This is a genomic window from Acidovorax sp. GW458-11-26-14-TSB4 (assembly GCF_059423865.1).
Genome location: NZ_JBWKYR010000005.1, coordinates 16,576 through 34,055 on the forward strand (window position 1 = coordinate 16,576; position 17,480 = coordinate 34,055).

General features: G+C 67.7%; 19 protein-coding genes. 2 read left to right on the top strand and 17 right to left on the bottom strand.

What is annotated here, in order from left to right; translation table 11 throughout:
* Positions 1 to 60 precede the first annotated feature (60 nt).
* A complete protein-coding gene (locus AC07X5_RS12580) occupies positions 61 to 1,092 on the bottom strand; it encodes a GGDEF domain-containing protein (protein WP_494770443.1) in 1,032 nt (343 codons plus the stop codon).
* Positions 1,093 to 1,227: 135 nt separating this feature from the next.
* On the opposite strand from AC07X5_RS12580, the gene AC07X5_RS12585 reads away from it, so the two are divergent.
* Entirely contained in the window at positions 1,228 to 1,833 is a 606-nt protein-coding gene (locus tag AC07X5_RS12585) for an Lcl C-terminal domain-containing protein (protein ID WP_494770444.1), read from the top strand.
* 140 nt (positions 1,834 to 1,973) lie between these two features.
* Here AC07X5_RS12585 and AC07X5_RS12590 read toward each other — a convergent pair whose 3' ends face one another.
* Genes AC07X5_RS12590 through AC07X5_RS12605 form a run of 4 tightly spaced genes read right to left on the bottom strand, consistent with a single transcriptional unit; the run spans position 1,974 to position 5,304 of the window.
* Positions 1,974 to 3,254, bottom strand: a complete 1,281-nt coding sequence (locus AC07X5_RS12590; protein WP_494770445.1) for a TRAP transporter large permease — start codon at positions 3,252 to 3,254, stop codon at positions 1,974 to 1,976.
* Positions 3,251 to 3,826, bottom strand: a complete 576-nt coding sequence (locus AC07X5_RS12595; RefSeq protein ID WP_494770446.1) for a TRAP transporter small permease — start codon at positions 3,824 to 3,826, stop codon at positions 3,251 to 3,253. The genes AC07X5_RS12590 and AC07X5_RS12595 overlap by 4 nt, the downstream gene beginning before the upstream one ends.
* A 53-nt stretch (positions 3,827 to 3,879) precedes the next feature.
* Positions 3,880 to 4,326: a type II 3-dehydroquinate dehydratase gene (locus AC07X5_RS12600; RefSeq protein WP_494770447.1), complete on the bottom strand. Its 447-nt coding sequence runs from the start codon at positions 4,324 to 4,326 to the stop codon at positions 3,880 to 3,882.
* A gap of 21 nt (positions 4,327 to 4,347) precedes the next feature.
* The gene (locus AC07X5_RS12605) at positions 4,348 to 5,304 is read right to left on the bottom strand and encodes a TRAP transporter substrate-binding protein (protein ID WP_409960585.1); all 957 of its coding nucleotides are present in this window, start codon (positions 5,302 to 5,304) and stop codon (positions 4,348 to 4,350) included.
* A gap of 205 nt (positions 5,305 to 5,509) precedes the next feature.
* Here AC07X5_RS12605 and AC07X5_RS12610 point away from each other — a divergent pair, with 205 nt between their 5' ends.
* Positions 5,510 to 6,292: an IclR family transcriptional regulator gene (locus AC07X5_RS12610; RefSeq protein WP_494770448.1), complete on the top strand. Its 783-nt coding sequence runs from the start codon at positions 5,510 to 5,512 to the stop codon at positions 6,290 to 6,292.
* Here AC07X5_RS12610 and AC07X5_RS12615 read toward each other — a convergent pair.
* The 12 genes from AC07X5_RS12615 to AC07X5_RS12670 form a co-directional block, all read right to left on the bottom strand.
* A complete protein-coding gene (locus AC07X5_RS12615; protein ID WP_409960569.1) occupies positions 6,289 to 6,867 on the bottom strand; it encodes a methylated-DNA--[protein]-cysteine S-methyltransferase in 579 nt (192 codons plus the stop codon). The genes AC07X5_RS12610 and AC07X5_RS12615 overlap by 4 nt on opposite strands.
* Positions 6,857 to 7,762, bottom strand: a complete 906-nt coding sequence (locus AC07X5_RS12620) for an SDR family oxidoreductase (RefSeq protein WP_494770449.1) — start codon at positions 7,760 to 7,762, stop codon at positions 6,857 to 6,859. The genes AC07X5_RS12615 and AC07X5_RS12620 overlap by 11 nt, the downstream gene beginning before the upstream one ends.
* Positions 7,759 to 8,706: a glutathione S-transferase family protein gene (locus AC07X5_RS12625; RefSeq protein ID WP_409960567.1), complete on the bottom strand. Its 948-nt coding sequence runs from the start codon at positions 8,704 to 8,706 to the stop codon at positions 7,759 to 7,761. Before AC07X5_RS12625 ends, AC07X5_RS12620 begins: the two co-directional genes overlap by 4 nt.
* A 33-nt stretch (positions 8,707 to 8,739) precedes the next feature.
* A complete protein-coding gene (locus AC07X5_RS12630; RefSeq protein WP_494770450.1) occupies positions 8,740 to 10,425 on the bottom strand; it encodes an isovaleryl-CoA dehydrogenase in 1,686 nt (561 codons plus the stop codon).
* Positions 10,422 to 10,877, bottom strand: coding sequence for a GNAT family N-acetyltransferase (locus tag AC07X5_RS12635; protein ID WP_409960584.1), 456 nt, complete (start codon positions 10,875 to 10,877; stop codon positions 10,422 to 10,424). The genes AC07X5_RS12630 and AC07X5_RS12635 overlap by 4 nt, the downstream gene beginning before the upstream one ends.
* Positions 10,878 to 10,902: 25 nt before the next feature.
* Positions 10,903 to 11,919: an NADP-dependent oxidoreductase gene (locus tag AC07X5_RS12640; RefSeq protein ID WP_494770451.1), complete on the bottom strand. Its 1,017-nt coding sequence runs from the start codon at positions 11,917 to 11,919 to the stop codon at positions 10,903 to 10,905.
* 63 nt (positions 11,920 to 11,982) lie between these two features.
* The gene (locus tag AC07X5_RS12645) at positions 11,983 to 12,411 is read right to left on the bottom strand and encodes a PaaI family thioesterase (RefSeq protein WP_494770452.1); all 429 of its coding nucleotides are present in this window, start codon (positions 12,409 to 12,411) and stop codon (positions 11,983 to 11,985) included.
* A gap of 98 nt (positions 12,412 to 12,509) precedes the next feature.
* Entirely contained in the window at positions 12,510 to 13,304 is a 795-nt protein-coding gene (locus AC07X5_RS12650; protein WP_494770453.1) for an SDR family oxidoreductase, read from the bottom strand.
* 110 nt (positions 13,305 to 13,414) lie between these two features.
* Positions 13,415 to 13,618, bottom strand: coding sequence for a hypothetical protein (locus AC07X5_RS12655; protein ID WP_409955534.1), 204 nt, complete (start codon positions 13,616 to 13,618; stop codon positions 13,415 to 13,417).
* Entirely contained in the window at positions 13,618 to 15,480 is a 1,863-nt protein-coding gene (locus AC07X5_RS12660; RefSeq protein ID WP_494770454.1) for an acyl-CoA dehydrogenase family protein, read from the bottom strand. The genes AC07X5_RS12655 and AC07X5_RS12660 overlap by 1 nt, the downstream gene beginning before the upstream one ends.
* Before the next feature lie 96 nt (positions 15,481 to 15,576).
* Positions 15,577 to 16,047 (bottom strand): hypothetical protein, encoded by a 471-nt coding sequence (locus tag AC07X5_RS12665; RefSeq protein ID WP_494770455.1) that lies wholly within the window; start codon positions 16,045 to 16,047, stop codon positions 15,577 to 15,579.
* A gap of 175 nt (positions 16,048 to 16,222) precedes the next feature.
* A complete protein-coding gene (locus tag AC07X5_RS12670; RefSeq protein ID WP_409957653.1) occupies positions 16,223 to 17,398 on the bottom strand; it encodes an acetyl-CoA C-acyltransferase in 1,176 nt (391 codons plus the stop codon).
* Between the last annotated feature and the right edge of the window lie 82 nt (positions 17,399 to 17,480).

Consider the following 17,480-nt stretch of genomic DNA (forward strand, 5'->3'; position numbering starts at 1 on the left):
GCTTTTTGTAAAGACCCTTTACTACCGTCGGAGCCGCTTTCAGGGTAGGCAGGCCCGGAGTCAGTCGTGCTGCGGCTCTACGCGGTTGCCACCGGCCTGCCGTGCACGGGCCAGGGCCGCACTGGCAGCGCGCACCAGTTCGTCGTGGCGCTGGTCGCGCACCGGAGCCACCTGCGCCACGCCACCGCCCATGCTGACCCGACCCAGGGCCGAGCCTTCGTGCGGCAACGCCAGCGTGCGCACGGCCACCACGGCCGCTTCGGCCAGGACATGCGCCTCATCGGCGCTGGCGCCCGGCAGCAGCAGGGCAAAGGCATCGCCCGCAAACCGGGCCACCAGGCTACCGGGGCGCTCCTGCACCAGTTGGGTGAGCGTGAGGGCGATGGTCTTCAGGCAGGCATCTCCCGCCAGGTGGCCATGGCGGTCCATGAAGTGGCGCAGCGCATCCACTTCCAGCAGCACCAGGGCCAGCGGCGTGGCAGCCCGCTGGGCGCGCTCCCAGGCCTGCTGCAGCACATGGTCGAACTGGCGCCGGTTGCCCAGGCCGGTGAGGCTGTCGGTGCGGTCCATGGCGTCGATGCGCTGCTGCGCCTCGGCCAAAGCACGCGTGCTCTCCTGGAGTTGGGCCTGGAGCATGCGGTGCTCGGACTGCAGGCGCGCCATGGCCGCCGAGGCGCTGGCCTGCGGCAGGGGTCCCGAAGGCACCGAGGTGCCGCTGTGCACGATCTTCCACTCCGCGCCTTCCAGGCGGAACACCAGCACCAGGCGCGCCACCGGCACCTGGCCGGCCGGCGTCTCGCCCGCATCGGGGCCACGCACATGCACCAGCGCCGTGGCCGAGACCACGTCCTCGGCCAGGTCCTGCAGGCACAGGTCCAGCACCTCGATGCGCATGTGCTGCGGCACCAGCGCAAAGTCCTGCAGGATGGCGCCCACCCACTCGCTGCGGGTGTGCACCAGGCGGTCACTGCGGCTGGCATAGCCGCTGAACTGGGTGCTCAGGCGCGCGATCAGGCGCTCATCGCGCGTGGAGTACAGCGCGATGTAGTCGTCGAACAACTGGCGGATGAGCGGCTGGCGGTCCGGTCGCATCGGTACGGGTTCCTCGTCAGGGCAGCCTGGATGATGAAAAATGAGAGCGCCGGCCGCACAGGCCGCAAGGGCGCGACGCACTGTAGCACCCCTGACCGCCGGCAGCGTGCGCACTTCGTGCGAACATCGGGCTGTATGACGCACTTTTTCCCCACCCGCAGCCTGGCGCTGGCCCTTGCCTGCCTCGCGGCCCCCATGGCGGTCCGGGCGCAGGCGACTACCGAGCCCGCAGTGGCCCTGGCGCTCTCGCCCGACGGCAGCCTGGTGGTGGACACCCGCGCCAGGCTGGCCTGGCCGCGCTGCGTGGAAGGCATGCAATGGAACGGCAAGACCTGCACCGGCACGCCGCTGGAGCTGGACTATGCCCAGGCCCTGGCCCATGCCCAGGCGCGCTGGAAGGCCGAGAACCTGCCCTGGCGCCTGCCACGCGCCGCCGAACTGCGCCGCCTGGTCGACAAGTCGGCCAGCACGCCCGGGCTCGATGCCCGGCTGTTCCCGGCCGCGCCCTCGGGCTGGCACTGGGCCTCCAACACCAACGTGCAGGGGGGCCTCGCGGGCAACCAGTACAACTACGGCAACGTGGAGCGGGCCCAGCGCCAGGGGCAAGGCGGTGAAAGCCTGGACTCCACACGCGTGAACCAGCGCTTTGCCGTGGACCTGGAGACCGGTGACATCCGCTCCGACGCAGCGAAGTACAGCAAGCTGCACTTCCGCCTGGTCCGTACCTATACCGATCAATAGAGCATGAACCGCCGGGCGCCGATGCCCGCAGGCCTCCCCTCCCCCCCAAAGACGCACCTGCATGGCCAGCCCGGCCCCCGTCGCCGTCGTGATCGAAGACGAGACTGACCGAGGCCGGCACCCGCAAGCCCGACCGCGCACTACCCGTGGAACAGCTTGGCCGGCCAGGTCACCAGCCAGGGGAAGATCACCATCAGGAACATGATGGCGAACTCCGCGATCATGAAGGGCACCACACCCTTGGTCACGTCGTCCATTGACATCTTGCCCACCCCCGCCACTACATTGAGCACCGTGCCCACGGGCGGCGTCACGAGGCCGATGGAGTTGTTGATGATGAACATCACGCCGAAGTAGACCGGATCGATGCCTGCGGCGTTCACCACCGGCATCAGCACGGGGGTGAGGATCAGGATGGTGGGTGTCATGTCCATGGCAGTGCCCACGGCCATCACCAGCACCATGATGGCCGCCATCAGCAGGATCTTGTTGTCCATGAAGGGCTGCAGCAGCCCCACCACCTTGGACGGCAGATCCGCTACGGTGATGAGCCAGGCGCTGACCATGGCCGCGGCGATCAGGAACATCACGATGGCGCTGGTCTTGGCGGCGGCCACGAAGATGCCGTAGAGGTCGCGCCAGCTGATCTCGCGGTAGATGACGGCCGAGACGAAGAGTGCGTACACCGCAGCCACCACGGCCGCTTCGGTGGGGGTGAACACCCCCATGCGCAGGCCCACGAGGATGATCACCGGCAGCATCAGCGCCCACAGCGCCTTGCGCAGGGCCGTGAAGATCTCGGCAGCCGACTTGCGCGGTGGCGGCACGATCTTCTCGCGCCGCACCAGGAAGGCCCAGGTCAGCCACAGCGCGGCGCCGATCAGGATGCCCGGCACGATGGCCGCGAGGAACAGCTTGGAGATCGACACATTGGCCGCCACCCCGAAGATGACCAGGCCGATGCTCGGCGGGATCACCGGGCCGATGACGCCGGTGGCCGCGATCAGCCCGCCGGCACGCGGCTTGTCGTGCCCGGCCTTGACCATCATGGGCAGCAGCAGCGCGGTGAGCGCCGCCGCATCGGCCACGGCCGAACCCGACAGGGCCGACAGCAGGCAGCCGGCCATGATGGTCACATAGCCCAGCCCGCCCTTCACATGGCCCACCAGGGCCAGCGCGAAGTCCACGATGCGGCGCGACAGGCCGCCCACGTTCATGATCTCGCCGGCCAGCATGAAGAAGGGCACGGCCAGCAGCGGAAAGCTGTCGGCCCCGCCGATCAGGTTCTGCGCCAGGATCTGCGCGTCGAACAGGTCCAGGTGCCACATCAGCGCCACGCCGCTGGCCAGCAGCGAAAACGCGATCGGGATGCCCATGGCCATGGCCAGCAGCAGCGAACCGACAAAGACGAAGATGGTCATCGCGCGCCCTCCTTGCCACGGGACGCATCGGCACCAGCGTTGCCCAGGATCTGCTGCAACTGCACCGCTTCTTCCGATTCCTGCACCATCACCAGGTCCTCATCGGCGATCTGGCCGCTGAGCAGGCGGTACAGGTCGATGGCCAGGATCAGCGCCGCGCACACCGCGAACACCAGGCCCGCCGCATAGACGATGGCCATCGAAGCCCCCGTGGTCGGCGCCGTCACATCCCAGTTGATGCGCGCCTGCGCCAGGCTGCCCTGGAACAGCAGCCAGACGATATAGAGCATCACCCCGTGCCCAAGGGCCAAGCAGGCCTTCTTGCCCGCCGCCGGCAGGCGCTGCACGACCATGTCCACCCCCAGGTGGCCATGCTCGCGCAGCGCGACGATGGCACCCAGGAAGGTCATCCAGATGAAGAGCCAGCGCGACACCTCTTCCGACACGGTGATGCCGGAATTGAAGCCATAGCGCAGCACCACGTTGCCGAACACCAGCACCACCATCAGCGCCAGCATGGCGGCGATCACTGCCTCCAGGCCACGGCAGGCGCGGTCTATCCATCTATTCATGTAGTTTTCTCTTGTGATGGGAAATTGCAGAAGGGAAAAACCGCACCCAGACCTTACTTCGCGGCAGCTTCGCGCAGGCTTTCCACCAGCGAGCGCAGCGCCGCCAGGTAGGAGTGCGGGCCGAAGCCCTGCACCGTGGCCTTGACGGCCGGCGAGATGATGGAGTGCGCACGCCAGGCCTCGCGCGCGGCGATGTTGGACATGTGCACCTCGATCACCGGGAAGGGCATGGCCTTGATCGCATCGTGCAGCGGCACGCCATGCTGCGTGAGGCCTGCGGGGTTCACCAGCGCGCCCTGAGCGGCGTCGATATTGGCGTGCAGGAAGTCGATCAGCACGCCCTCGTGGTTGGACTGCAGGATGTCCAGCTCGACACCGAGTTCGCCAGCCAGCGTCTGCAGCCGCTCGTTGATCTGCGCAAGCGTGGTGGTGCCGTAGATATGGGGTTCGCGGCGGCCGAACAGGTTCAGGTTGGGGCCGTGGAGGACAAGGATTTTCATGGTGGTGCGAAACCGTGGGACTTATTTGCGGATGCGTGCGAGTTCGTCGTTGTAGAGCTTGACGATGGCTTGGTCATAGGTCGCGGCGAACTTGTCGCTCACGGGCTTGGCGATCTGTTGCATGCGGGCCAGCTCGGCCGGGGCGATCTCGTTGTAGGCCATGCCCTTGGCCTGCAGGTCGCCCACGGCCTTCTGCGCAGCGGCGCGGCTGACCTGGCGCTGGTAGCCGCGCGTTTCGTCGGCGGCCTCGTGCATCATCTTCTGCTCGGCGGGAGACAGCTGGTCCCAGAACTTCTTGCTCACGAGAACGATGTTGGCGGCATACACGTGGTTGGTGGCGCTCACGTACTTCTGCACCTCGAACATCTTGTTCGACAGGATCACGGCGTAGGGGTTCTCCTGGCCGTCCACGGCCTTGGATTCGAGCGCGCCATACAGCTCGGCGAACGGCATGGGCACGGGGTTGGCCTTGAAGGCCTTGAAGGTCTCCAGGAACACCGGGTTGGGGATCACGCGCAGCTTGAGGCCATCGAAGTCATCGGCCTTGGTGATGGCGCGCTTGCTGTTGGTCACGTTGCGAAATCCCAGGTCCCAGTAGCCCAGGGCCACCAACCCCTTCTCGGGCAGCTTGGCGATCAGCGCCTGGCCCAGCGGGCCGTCGAGCAGGGCATCGGCCTGGGCGAAGTTGGCCACGGCGAACGGAAAGTCCACCAGCCCGAATTCCTTGACGATGCCGGCCAGCGAGGTCGTGGCCGGCGCCGACATCTGCTGCACCCCGCCCTGCAGGGCCGACTGCTGCTGCAGCTCATTGCCCAGCTGCGAGGCCGGGAACTCCTGCACCTTGAGCTTGCCACCGCTCTTGGCCGCCAGCAGCTCGCCAAAGCGCTTGACGCCAAAGCTCACCGGGTGGTCGGCGTTGTTCAGGTGGCCGAAGCGGATCACACGCTCCTGCTGCGCGGCAGCGGGCAGCGCGGTCATCAGCAGGGACAGGCCGGCGGCGGCCAGGAGGCAGGCAGTTTTTCTCACGGGAGGATCTCCATCAAAAGTCGGACCAGGGACATGCATCCGGAACACCGGTTGCGCCATGGGAAGAGATCGTAGTTAAAAAGTGGAAACTCTTTCCATAGTAGAAACCCTTTAACAATTTTTGGTACATTGCCGGGAAAGATAGAAAGAACCCGCCATGAGCAGCATCCTCGAACGCAGCTTCAAAGTGCTGGAGCACCTGGCCCCGCACCCCGAGGGCAAGGCCCTGTCGAGCCTGGCGTCCGAACTGGACATGCCGCTGAGCGCCACGCACCGCCTGCTGGCCGAGCTGGTGCGCTGCGGCTATGTGCGCCAGGACCACAGCCAGGGCAACTACACGCTCACCATCAAGCTGGTGTCACTGGGCCTGTCGCACCTGAGCGCCACGGGCGTGGTGGACATCGCCCAGCCCCTGCTCGACCGCCTCGCGGTCGAATCCGGCGAGCTGGTGCGGCTGGCCGTGGTGAACGGGGACGAACTGACCTTCGTGGCCAAGGCCCAGGGCGCCGTGCGCGGCCTGCGCTACGATCCCGACATGGGCCTGTCGGTCAATCTCTCGTGCAGTTCGGCCGGCCATGCCTGGCTGTCCACCATGAGCGACGAGGAGGCCCTGGCCCTGGTGGCACGCCAGGGTTTCGGCAAGCCCGAGGACTATGGCCCGAACGCCCCCACCACGGTCAAGGAACTGCTGGCCTACCTGCGCACGGCGCGGCAGCAGGGCTTCAGCACCATCGTGGAAGTCTTCGCCCCGGCCATGACGGCCATGGCCGCGCCCATCCGCCGGGGCAACGGCACGGTGCTGGGGGTGGTGACCATCGCCGGCCCGCTGGTGCGCCTGACGCCCGAGCGCATGCAGGCCCTGGGCCCTGCGCTGCTGAACACCACGCACGACCTGGCCATGGCCAGCGGGGGCTCTGCACTGCTGAAAAAGCGCGGTTAATCCCTGGGCGCAAACAGCGCCAGCGTGTCGTGGGCGAAAGCGCCCTCGATCTCCAGCATGCGCATCTTGGTGGCCGCCCCGCCGCCGGCCGAGAAGCCGCCCGTCTTGCCGCCTGCGGCCAGGATGCGGTGGCACGGCACCACCGGTGCAAACGGGTTATGCCCCAGCGCCTGGCCCACGGCGCGCGCGGCACCGGGCTCGCCCAGGGCGGCGGCCATCTCGCCATAGGTCATGGTCTTGCCGGGCGGTATGCGCCGGGCCAATTCGTAGACGCGGGCATTGAAGGGCGGCACGCCCTCGGTGGCCAGCGGCACATCGAGCAGATCGTCGTGCGCACCCGCGAGCAGGGCCACCACGCGGGCCGCCCAGGCGGCCACCTGGGGCGGCATGGGCGACTCGGGTGCGCCCGGAAAGCGCTGCTGCATGCGCGCGCGGGTGTGTTCCTCCCCCGCATCCTCGGGCAGTTGCACGCCCATCAGCACAGCGCCATCCCAGGCGATGCCGCAGTGCCCCACCGACGTGGCGAACAGCGCAAAGCCCTGGGCGGCCGATGGCCCGCGCTTTTCAGTCTGCACGCAGTGCGGCCTTGAGCTGGGCGCCGATCTCGGGCTTGCCCGCGAACGGATCGGTGGGATTGCGCATGAGCATGATGTCTTCCATGCGCGTCTGCACCGAGGCAATCGCCTTGGGGTGGCTGTAGATATAGAACTGGCGCTCTGCGGCCGCATCGAACACCTTCTGCGCCACCTCGGCCGCCGTCACCTTGCCGCTGCCCACGGCCTTGTCGGTCATGGCCTGGCCGATGAGCTGGCTGCGCGTGGGCTTTTCGGCCGGCAGGTCGCCCGGGCGGTTGCGGTGGCTCTGGCTGATGCCCGTGGGCACGAAGAAGGGGCACAGCACGCTGGCGCTGACCTGGTCGGTCACCAGGGCCAGGTCCTGGTAAAGGGTTTCGGACAGGCTCACCACGGCGTGCTTGCTCACGTTGTAGACGCCCATGTTGGGCGCATCGAGCAGGCCGGCCATGCTGGCCGTGTTGACGATGTGGCCGCGCCAGGCCGGGTCCTTCTTGGCGGCGGCGAGCATCATGGGTGTGAACAGGCGCACACCGTGGATCACGCCCCAGAGGTTCACACCCAGCACCCATTCCCAGTCCTTGACGGAGTTTTCCCAGACCAGGCCGCCCGCGCCCACACCGGCGTTGTTGAACACCAGGTGCGGTGCACCGAAGCGCTGCTCCACATCCACCGCGAGCTGCTCCATCTGCGCGGCACTGGATACATCCACCTTGCGCGCCAGCACCTGGGCGCCTGCTGCCTGCGCCTCGGCGGTTGCGGCGTCGAGCGCGTCCTGCTGCACGTCCACCAGCACCAGGTTCATGCCCAGGCGCGCGCCGATGCGCGCGCATTCGAGGCCGAAGCCTGAGCCTGCGCCGGTGAGTACGGCCGTCTTGCCCTTGAAATCGTCGATCATGTGCTTGCTTTCTCTGCCTTGCGCAAGGTGTAGCCAATACGGGGGAAATGCACGTGCACCGTGCCTGCGCGCGGGTCGGTGCGGCGCAGGGTGTAGCGCGTGCGCGTGGCGGCGATCAGCTCGCCTTCGGTGGGTTCGGTGCCAAAGCTCTCGGCGGCAATGGTCACCGGGCTACCCAGCGGGATGCCGTGCTCGTCCTGGAACACATCGTCGGCCAGCGGCAGCGGGTCCAGCCCCGCGGCAACGGTGATGGCGTCCTCGGCGCTGAGCTTTTCCATGCGGCCATGGCCCAGGGCGGCCACGCGGTCCATCCATTCGAGCAGCGCCGGCGTGGCGTTGAAGATGTCGGCCATCACCGGCACGCACTGGCGCGTGAACCACAGCGGGTGGTAGGCGGCAAAATCGGCCAGGCAGGGCTCGGCGCCGAACAGGAAGTCATGCTCCTCGGCCATGTGCGCGATGCGGCGCAGGTAGGAGCGGTAGGCTGCCGTGGCATCGGCCGGGCGCAGGCGCTGCATGCCGGCGCTCATCTCGCGGCGATCCTCGCCAAAGGCCTGGGCCACGGCGGGCGGCAGGTTGGCGAACATGGCCGCCGCGCCCTTGGGCTGCAGGTTGTAGGCCATGGCCGCCCAGAACAGCGTGGTGTCGGCCCACTGCGCGAACACGCGCGCCACGCCTTTCAGGTGCGGCGGGTAGAGCACAGGCTCTGGCTGTTCGTGCTCCAGCACGTCGCAGATCAGGGCCGAGTCGCAGTAGATGTCGGCACCGATCTGCAGGAACGGCGTCTTGCGGTAGCCGCCCGTGAGCGCCACCACATCGGGTTTGGGCGCGATGCTGGGGATGACCACGGACTTCCAGGCCAGTTGCTTGTAGCCCAGGGCCAGGCGGATCTTTTCCGAGAACGGGGACGAAGGGTAATGGTGCAGGATCAGGGAGGTGGTCATCGGGGATCTCCGGTTTCTTGTACGTCGCGGGGCTCAAGCAGGCAGCGCGCGCTCCAGCAGCGCGTCGAAATCCACACCGGCGCCCAGCGTACCGAAGCTGTAGCCCCAGTCGCCACCCAGGCGCGCATCGCAGAAGGCACCGAACACGCTGGCCGGCGCACTTTGGTACAGCAGCGCGGCCTGTACGGCCAGGGCCACGTCCTGCGCCAGGCGCCGGGCCTCGGCTTCGGTGGTCATGGCATCCACGCGCAAGGGCAATGCGCTGGCCAGGCGGTCCAGCGCAGGGTGGGCGCCACGAGCGGGGGCCAGTTCGTCGGCCAGCGCAGCCGCGGTGTCGGCGCGGCGCACGGCGCGCAGCAGGTCCAGCGCCATGATGTTGCCCGCGCCTTCCCAGATGGAGTTGAGCGGCATCTCGCGGTAGATGCGCGCCATGGTGCCTTCGCCGCCCTCTTCCACATAGCCGTTGCCGCCCAGGCATTCCATGGCCTCCTGCGCAAAAGTGCTGCCGCGCTTGCAGGTCCAGAACTTGGCCACGGGTGTGAGCAGGCGCGCCATCACGGCTTCGTGCGCGTCGCTGTCCTTCCTGTCGAAGGCGCTGGCCAGGCGGATCGCCAGGGCCGTGGCGGCCTCGCTCTCCAGCGCTAGGTCGGCCAGCACGTTGCGCATCAGCGGCTGGTCGATGAGCTTCTTGCCAAAGGCCATGCGCTGGCGCGTGTGGTGCAGGGCCAGCGACAGCGCCTGGCGCATGAGGCCGCTGGTGCCCAGGGCGCAATCGAGCCGCGTCATGGTGCCCATCTCCAGGATCTGGGCCACGCCGCGCCCCTCCTCGCCCACGCGCCAGGCCAGGGCCTCGGTGAACTCGACCTCGGAACTGGCGTTGGCATGGTTGCCCAGCTTGTCCTTGAGGCGCTGGACGCGGATGGCGTTGAGGCTGCCGTTTTCGCACTCTCCTGGCAGTACCCGCGGCAGGAAGAAGCAGGTGAGCCCGCCCGGCGCCTGGGCCAGCACCAGGAAGGCATCGCACATGGGGGCCGAGAAGAACCATTTGTGGCCCGTGAGCCGGTAGCGCGCACCCCAGGCATCGTTGCCGTCGGCCACAGCCTGCGTGGTGTTGGCGCGCACGTCCGAGCCGCCCTGCTTCTCGGTCATGCCCATGCCCATGGTGAGCGCGGACTTCTGCGAGAACAGCGCCAGGCGCGGGTCGTAGCGGGTGCTGGCCAGGCCAGCGCTCCAATCGGTCCACACAGCCGCGTTGCCGCGCAGCGCCGGGGTCACGGCATAGCTCATGGAAACCGGGCAGAGCACCGAGGGCTCGGTCTCGGTGAAGAGCATGAAGCCGGCCGCGCGCTCCAGGTGCGCATGGGCGGCCCCGGCATCCGTGCGCGACCAGGGCGTGGCATGCAGGCCGTGGCGCAGGGCGGAGCCAATGAGTGCGTGGTAGCTGGGGTGGAACTTCACCGCATCGGTGCGGCGGCCCACACGGTCGTGGGTGTGCAGCACCGGCTTGTGGGTGTTGGCCAGGCGCGCATGCTCCAGCATCTCTGCCGATCCCATCTCGGCGCCCAATGCCGTGAGTGCGCGGCGGTCCAGCGCGGGCGCGTGCAGGTGCACCGCATCCTGCAGCGGCCGGTTGGAGGTGAACAGGTTCACATCCGCCAGCGGCGTGCTCTGGTTGAAGACGGTGTGCGTGGCGGAGACGGTCGCGGACAGAGCGGTCATGGTGGGGAACTCCACAGCATTTCGATATGGGGGATGTCGTCCTCGAGGTACTCGTCCGACACCGCCACGAAACCCAGGCTGCCGTAAAAGCGCTGCAGGTGCGCCTGGGCGCTGATGCGCACACTGCGGCCCGGCCACACCTGGCGGCAGCGTTCCAGGCCCTCCTGCATCAAGAGGCGCCCTGTGCCGCCGCCGCGGGCCTCCTTGGCGGTCACCACACGGCCGATGGACGGCTCGGGGTAGTTCACGCCCGGGTCCACCACGCGCAGGCAGGCCTGCAGCGCACCAGCGCCATCGTAGCCCAGCAGGTGCCAGGACTGCTTGTCGGCCCCGTCCGGATCCTGGTAGGGGCCCTGCTCCAGGATGAAGACCTTGCAGCGCAGGGCCAGGGCGTCGTGCAGGGCATGCACGCCGAGGTCATCGAAGCGGGCCCATTTCCAGTGCAGGTTCATCGACGCCATGTGCAGGTGCGCTCCTTCAGATCAGTTTGACCAGTTGCTTGCCGAAGTTCTTGCCCTTGAGCAGGCCCAGGAAGGCCTCGGGCGCGGCGGCGATGCCCTCTGCAATAGTCTCGCGCGGGCGCAGCTTGCCGGTGCCCACCAGGGTGCCCAGCTCCTTCAGCGCATCGGGCCAGACTTCCATGTGCTCGCTGACGATGAAGCCTTCGATCTTCATGCGGTTGATCAGCATCAGCGCGGGGTTGGCCATGGGCAGGGGCTGGCCATCGTAGCCGGCGATCATGCCGCACAGGGCCACGCGGCTGAAGGCGTTCATGCGCAGCATCACGGCGTCCATGATCCAGCCGCCCACGTTCTCGAAATAGCCATCGATGCCGTTCGGGCAGGCTTCCTTCAGCGCCTTGGACAGGGCCTTCACGTCGCCGTGCGCCTTGTAGTCGATGCAGGCGTCGAAGCCCAGTTCCTCGACCGCATAGCGGCACTTGTCGGCACCGCCAGCAATGCCCACGGCACGGCAGCCACGCGCCTTGGCCAGGGCCGCGAAGGCGCTGCCGACGGCGCCGGTGGCAGCGCTCACCACCACGGTGTCACCCTCCTTGGGGGCGATGATCTTGACCAGGCCGTACCAGGCCGTCACGCCGGGCATGCCCACGGCGCCCAGGTAGTGCGACAGCGGCACATGCGTGGTGTCCACCTTGCGCAGCGCGCCCGGGGTATTGGCATCGACCACGCTGTACTCCTGCCAGCCGCCCATGCCGACGACCTTGTCGCCCACGGCGTATTTGGGGTTACGGCTTTCGGCCACCTCGCCCACGGTGCCGCCGATCATGACTTCGCCCAGCGCCTGCGAGGCCGCGTAGCTCTTGCTCTCGTTCATGCGGCCGCGCATGTAGGGGTCCAGGCTCAGGTAGTGGTGGCGCACCAGCACCTGGCCGTCCTGCAGCGCGGGCGTGTCGCTGGCCACGAGCTTGAAGTTGCCGGCAACGGCCTCACCCTGCGGGCGGTTGTCGAGCACGATCTGTTGGTTGCGGGCCATGGGGAACTCCTTGAAAAACAAATGGGGGATGGTGGAGAGGCCCATGGCCTCTCAGGGAAGAGCTCAGTCGCTCGCAATCGACTTCAGCGGTTGGCCGGTGGCCGGATCGACCGCGCGGCGCACGTACTTGAAGGTGCCGGTGGCATGGCTGCACAGGCGTCCCTCGGCGTCGTAGACCGAACCTTCGGTGAAGGCCATCGAGGCCGTGCGGTGCAGCAGGCGGCCCTTGGCCACCAGCGGGCCGCGTGCGGCCTGCATGAAGCTGGTCTTCATCTCGATGGTGACCACGCCGTGGTCGGGTGTCTCGCTGCGCGCTGCCGTGGCCATGGCCACGTCCAGCAGGGTCATGGTGGCGCCGCCGTGCGTGACATCGAACGAATTGCGGTGCTCGGGCGCCGCCTCGTAACGCAGCTCCGACTCGCCCTGCGCCATGCGGTGCAGCGTGAAGCCCAGGTGGCTGACGAAAGGAATGGGAACACCGAAATTCAGCACAGGCAACTCCAGAATGCAAAGAGAAAAGGCTGCAAGCATAGCCCCGCTGGAGCCGCCCGGCAGCCGGCCTGCGCGCCATCGGCGCGCAGGCGCTGGCCTCAGCCTCCGGTGACGATGCTCACACCGCCATCGACGGCCAGCCACTGGCCGGTGATGTGCTTGCCGGCGTCCGAGGCATACAGCGCGCACAGGCCCTTGAGGTCCTCGTCGTCGCCCAGGCGGCCCAGTGGGGCGTGGGCAGCCAGGGCCTCCTCGCCCATGGCCTTCAGGGTGCCCACCGTCATCTTGCTCGGGAAGAAACCGGGGCAGATGGCGTTGACGCGGATGCCATATTGGCCCCATTCGGCGGCCAGCGCACGCGTGAAGTTGATCACCGCACCCTTGGAGGTGTTGTAAGCAATGGTGTTCATGCCCTTGGGGTTGCCGCCCAGGCCGGCGATGGACGCCACGTTGATGATGCTGCCGCTGCGGCGGCCGATCATGCTGTGCTTGGCGATATGCTGCGACAGGATGAAGTAGCCGCGCACATTGAGGTTCATGACCTTGTCCCAGGCCTCCACGGGGTGGTCTTCGGCCGGCGCACCCCATGCGGCGCCCGCGTTGTTGAGCAGGATGTCCACATGGCCCAGGCGCGCCAGGGTCTCGTCGGCCAGGCGGCGGATATCGGCTTCGTTGGCACAGTCGGCCGCGATCCATTGCGCATCGATGCCGGCGGCCTTGAGCTCGGCGGCGGCCTCTTCCAGGTCGGAGGCCTTGCGCGAGCTCAGCAGCACCTTGGCGCCGGCCTCGCCCAGCGCCTGCGCCAGTTGCAGGCCCAGGCCACGCGAGCCGCCGGTCACCAGGGCGGTCTTGCCGCTCAGGTCGAACAGTTGTTGGATGGTGCGGGTGGTCATGTCGTCGTCTCCTTGGGTTGTCGTAGAGGGAGGGCCCAGGGCCTTTCAGGCCCCGCGCGGGAAAGGAAAGCTTGCCCCGGCATTGTGCGGCGCAAAACCGGGCGGCCTTGTCACCCGTCGGACTTGAGGCGCGAGCGCACGCCGATGAGCACCAGGCCCGCCGCCACCAGGGCGCCGCCCGCCAGGCCCAGCGACCAGCCCAGCGGCTCGTCCGCTGCTGCCGTGGCAATTCCGAGGACCAGCGCGAGCAGGCCGCCGTAGATCAGTGCCCAGATGAGCTGGTGCATGCGCTCCAGGGTGCGCTGCGCGGGCATCAGAAGGCCTCTTCGGGGAACTCGGCGCAGGTCGGGTCGCGTCTGCTCACGACCTGCAGCCAGGCACCGATCTTGGGCAGCTCGTAGTGGAAGAAGAAGCGCATGGACCCCATTCTGCCCATGCTGGCGGCCTGTGCGAGCTGCGCATCGGCCTGCAGCGTGGCCAGGGCCACGTCCAGCCAGACCCAGGCCAGCACCATGTGGCCGAAGGCCTGCATGTAGGGCACGGCATTGGCCAGTGCATCGGTGGGCCGGCCGGTGGACCAGGCGGCCTTGGTGGCGGCGCCCACCTGCTGCAGCGCGCTGCCCAGGGCATTGGCGTGCGCAGCAAGTTCGGGCACCTGGATGGCGCGCTCGATGGTGGCGTTGATGCGGGCGGCCAGCAATTGCAGGCCGCGGCCGTTTTCCATCAGCACCTTGCGGCCCAGCAGGTCCATGGCCTGGATGCCGTGCGTGCCCTCGTGGATCATGTTCAGGCGGTTGTCGCGCCAGTACTGCTCCACCGGGAAGTCGCGCGTGTAGCCGTAGCCGCCATGGATCTGGATGGCCAGGCTGTTGGCCTCCAGACACCATTCGCTGGGCCAGCTCTTGGCGATGGGAGTGAGCACTTCCAGCAGCAGGCGCGCCTCGTCGGCGGCGGCCGAATCGCCCGTGGCCTGCTCGTCCACCAGGCGCGCGCAGAACAGGTTGAGCGCGAGCGCGCCCTCGCCATAGGACTTCTGCGCCAGCAGCATGCGCTTGACGTCGGCATGCTCGATGATGCGCACCTGCGGCTGGGCCACATCCTTGACCACGGCGGCGGCCGCGGCATCCTTGTCCTTGGGATTCTGCACCGGGCGGCCCTGGGGGCGGTTCTTCGCGTAGTCGAGGCTGGCGTAGTAGCCTGCCAGGCCCAGCATGGTGGCCGCCATGCCGATGCCGATACGCGCCTCGTTCATCATGTGGAACATGCAATGCAGGCCCTTGCCGGCCTGGCCGACCAGGTAACCCACGGCGCCGGCCTCGCCATCGACCGGGTACTTGCCCTCGCCGAAGTTGAGCAGCGTGTTGGTGGTGCCGCGCCAGCCGAGCTTGTGGTTCAGGCCCGCCAGCGCCACGTCGTTGCGCACGCCGGTCAGATTGCCCTCGGTGTCCACCAGCTTCTTGGGCACGATGAACAGCGAGATGCCGCGGGTGCCGGGCACCAGCTTGCCATCGGGCCCGGGGATCTTGGCCAGCACCAGGTGGATGATGTTCTCGGTGAGCTCATGCTCACCGGCCGAGATCCACATCTTGTTGCCCTTGAGGCGGTAGCGCGGGCCCAGCGGGTCGCTTTCATAACCTTCGCCATCGGGCACGGCGCGCGTGGCCACGTCGCTCAGGCTGGAGCCGGCCTGCGGCTCCGACAGGCACATGGTGCCCGAGAAGCGTCCCGAGAATTCGTTGAGCGCGAACACCTTCTGCTGCACCTCGGTGCCATGCACCATGAGCAGGTTGGCATTGCCCACCGTGAGCAGGCCCGAGCCCATGCTGATGGACGCCAGGCCGAAGAAGCTGTTGGCCGCCGCCTCCACCGTGTAGGGCAGCTGCATGCCGCCGATGTCGTAGTCCTGCGCGGCGCTGAGCATGCCCGAGGCGGCATAGGCCTTCTGCGCATCGTAGGTGCACTGCGGCAGGATGACCTTGTCGCCATCGAACTGCGGTTCCTGCGTGTCGACCGTGCGGTTGAACGGTGCGTACTTCTCGCGCGCGATGCGCTCGCAGGTGTCGAGCACGGCGTCGAAGGTGTCGCGCGAATGGTCGGCAAAGCGCTCGCGCCCGGGCAGGTTCTGGGCGTCAAGCCACTGGTAGAGAAGGAATTCGACGGTGGGACGGTAGCTCATGTGTGAAAACCCTGGAGAAAACGCGCACGCAGCGCGGGGTGCACCACCGGCCCACAGCACCACCGCACGGGGCGGCGCTTGCCTGCCTGGCGGCGGCTACTTCTTTTGGTTCAGGACGACTTCGGCAAAGCACCAGTAGTCCATGTCGTCCTCGGGCTTGGGCTGGCAGTTGTTCTCGCCCAGTTGCAGGCGCCGCGCCGTGGCCGGCAGGCCGGGGAACTGGACCTTCAGGATCTTGCGGTTGCCGGGCCGGATGGTGTCCATGCCGTCGTCGCAGGCCTTGAGGCCGCTGGAGCCCAGCTGTTTCCAGACCTTGCCGGTATCCAGGTCCTTGATCGAGAACGACTCGGGACGGGCCGTGGCATGCGCGCAGGCCTCGATGGTGTCTTTGCTGGTGTTGCGCAGCACGATGGTCGCCGTGGTGCGCTCGGGCGTGACGGCGATCTCCTGCAGGATGGTGTCGGGGTCATCGGCCAGCGGCTGGTTGAGCCGGTAGCTCTGCGCGTGGGCAACACCCGCAGTGGAAACGACCAGAACGGCCAGGGCTGCGCAAACCTTCGTGAACATGGATGGATCTCTCTTGGTGGAATGGTGATTTTTCTGGGCCCGGAACGGTGCGCAGCCATGGCCGCGCACCGCCCGCAGGCTGGCCGCTCCCGCAGCCGCCTGCATTGTCACCAAACCCGGTGTGAGCAAACGTAAACGCCGTAACGCCTGCGTGCGCCCACTCACCGGGCATCCATCAGAGCACTTCGAAGATGCCTGCAGCGCCCATGCCGCCGCCGATGCACATGGTCACCGCCACGCGCTTGGCGCCGCGGCGCTTGCCTTCGATCAGGGCGTGGCCGGTCAGGCGCTGGCCCGACACGCCATAGGGGTGGCCCACGGCGATGGCACCGCCGTTCACGTTCAGGCGGTCGGCAGGGATGCCGAGCTTGTCGCGGCAGTAGATCACCTGCACGGCAAAGGCTTCGTTCAGCTCCCAAAGGTCGATGTCGTTGACCGTGAGGCCCAGCTTCTTGAGCACCTTGGGCACGGCGAACACGGGGCCGATGCCCATTTCGTCGGGCTCGCAGCCGGCCACGGCAAAACCGAGGAAACGGCCCAGGGGCTTCAAGCCCTTCTTGCTGGCGTACTCTTCGCTCACCACCACGCAGGCGCCGGCGCCGTCGGAGAACTGGCTGGCATTGCCGGCCGAGATCAGGCCGCCGGGCAGTGCCGAGCGCAGGCCGCTGATGGACTCGACCGTCGTGCCTTCGCGCGTGCCTTCGTCCTTGGACAGGGTCACCTGCTTGGTGATCAGGCCCAGGGTCTTGTCGGCCACGCCGGCCGTCACGGTGATGGGAGCGATCTCGGCATCGAACAGGCCGGCGGCCTGGGCGGCGCAGGCCTTTTGCTGGCTGGCGGCGCCGTACTCGTCCATGGCTTCACGGCCGATGTTGTAGCGCTTGGCCACCTGCTCGGCGGTCTGCAGCATGCTCCAGTAGATCTCGGGCTTGACCTTGTCCAGGGCCAGGTCGCGCAGCATGTGGATGTTCATTTCCTGCTGCACGCAGGAGATGCTTTCCACGCCGCCGGCCACGTACACGTCGGCTTCGCCGGCGATGATGCGCTGGGCTGCCATGGCGATGGTCTGCAGGCCCGAGGAGCAGAAACGGTTGACCGTGACGCCCGATGCCGTCACCGGCAGGCCGGCGGCCAGCGCGATCTGGCGCGCGATGTTGGCGCCGGTGGCGCCTTCGGGGTTGGCACAGCCCATGATGACGTCTTCGACGTCGGCACCGTCGATGCCGGCGCGCTCGATGGCGTGCTTGACGGCATGGCCGCCCAGCGTGGCGCCATGGGTCATGTTGAGGGCACCCTTCCAGCTCTTGGCGAGCGGGGTACGGGCGGTGGAAACGATCACTGCGGAGGTCATGGAAAAATCCTTTCAGGGGTGGAACGCACCGGTGTGGCGGCCTTGGGCACGCGCATCCGGAGCGGCTTCACTGCATCAATCT

What these genes read in the sequence shown, in the direction of transcription:
- AC07X5_RS12580 (WP_494770443.1), bottom strand. Translation starts at nt 1,092, where the DNA reads ATGCGACCGGACCGCCAGCCGCTCATCCGCCAGTTGTTCGACGACTAC.
- AC07X5_RS12585 (WP_494770444.1), top strand. Translation starts at nt 1,228, where the DNA reads ATGACGCACTTTTTCCCCACCCGCAGCCTGGCGCTGGCCCTTGCCTGC.
- AC07X5_RS12590 (WP_494770445.1), bottom strand. Translation starts at nt 3,254, where the DNA reads ATGACCATCTTCGTCTTTGTCGGTTCGCTGCTGCTGGCCATGGCCATG.
- AC07X5_RS12595 (WP_494770446.1), bottom strand. Translation starts at nt 3,826, where the DNA reads ATGAATAGATGGATAGACCGCGCCTGCCGTGGCCTGGAGGCAGTGATC.
- AC07X5_RS12600 (WP_494770447.1), bottom strand. Translation starts at nt 4,326, where the DNA reads ATGAAAATCCTTGTCCTCCACGGCCCCAACCTGAACCTGTTCGGCCGC.
- AC07X5_RS12605 (WP_409960585.1), bottom strand. Translation starts at nt 5,304, where the DNA reads ATGACCGCGCTGCCCGCTGCCGCGCAGCAGGAGCGTGTGATCCGCTTC.
- AC07X5_RS12610 (WP_494770448.1), top strand. Translation starts at nt 5,510, where the DNA reads ATGAGCAGCATCCTCGAACGCAGCTTCAAAGTGCTGGAGCACCTGGCC.
- AC07X5_RS12620 (WP_494770449.1), bottom strand. Translation starts at nt 7,762, where the DNA reads ATGATCGACGATTTCAAGGGCAAGACGGCCGTACTCACCGGCGCAGGC.
- AC07X5_RS12625 (WP_409960567.1), bottom strand. Translation starts at nt 8,706, where the DNA reads ATGACCACCTCCCTGATCCTGCACCATTACCCTTCGTCCCCGTTCTCG.
- AC07X5_RS12630 (WP_494770450.1), bottom strand. Translation starts at nt 10,425, where the DNA reads ATGACCGCTCTGTCCGCGACCGTCTCCGCCACGCACACCGTCTTCAAC.
- AC07X5_RS12635 (WP_409960584.1), bottom strand. Translation starts at nt 10,877, where the DNA reads ATGAACCTGCACTGGAAATGGGCCCGCTTCGATGACCTCGGCGTGCAT.
- AC07X5_RS12640 (WP_494770451.1), bottom strand. Translation starts at nt 11,919, where the DNA reads ATGGCCCGCAACCAACAGATCGTGCTCGACAACCGCCCGCAGGGTGAG.
- AC07X5_RS12650 (WP_494770453.1), bottom strand. Translation starts at nt 13,304, where the DNA reads ATGACCACCCGCACCATCCAACAACTGTTCGACCTGAGCGGCAAGACC.
- AC07X5_RS12655 (WP_409955534.1), bottom strand. Translation starts at nt 13,618, where the DNA reads ATGCCCGCGCAGCGCACCCTGGAGCGCATGCACCAGCTCATCTGGGCA.
- AC07X5_RS12660 (WP_494770454.1), bottom strand. Translation starts at nt 15,480, where the DNA reads ATGAGCTACCGTCCCACCGTCGAATTCCTTCTCTACCAGTGGCTTGAC.
- AC07X5_RS12665 (WP_494770455.1), bottom strand. Translation starts at nt 16,047, where the DNA reads ATGTTCACGAAGGTTTGCGCAGCCCTGGCCGTTCTGGTCGTTTCCACT.
- AC07X5_RS12670 (WP_409957653.1), bottom strand. Translation starts at nt 17,398, where the DNA reads ATGACCTCCGCAGTGATCGTTTCCACCGCCCGTACCCCGCTCGCCAAG.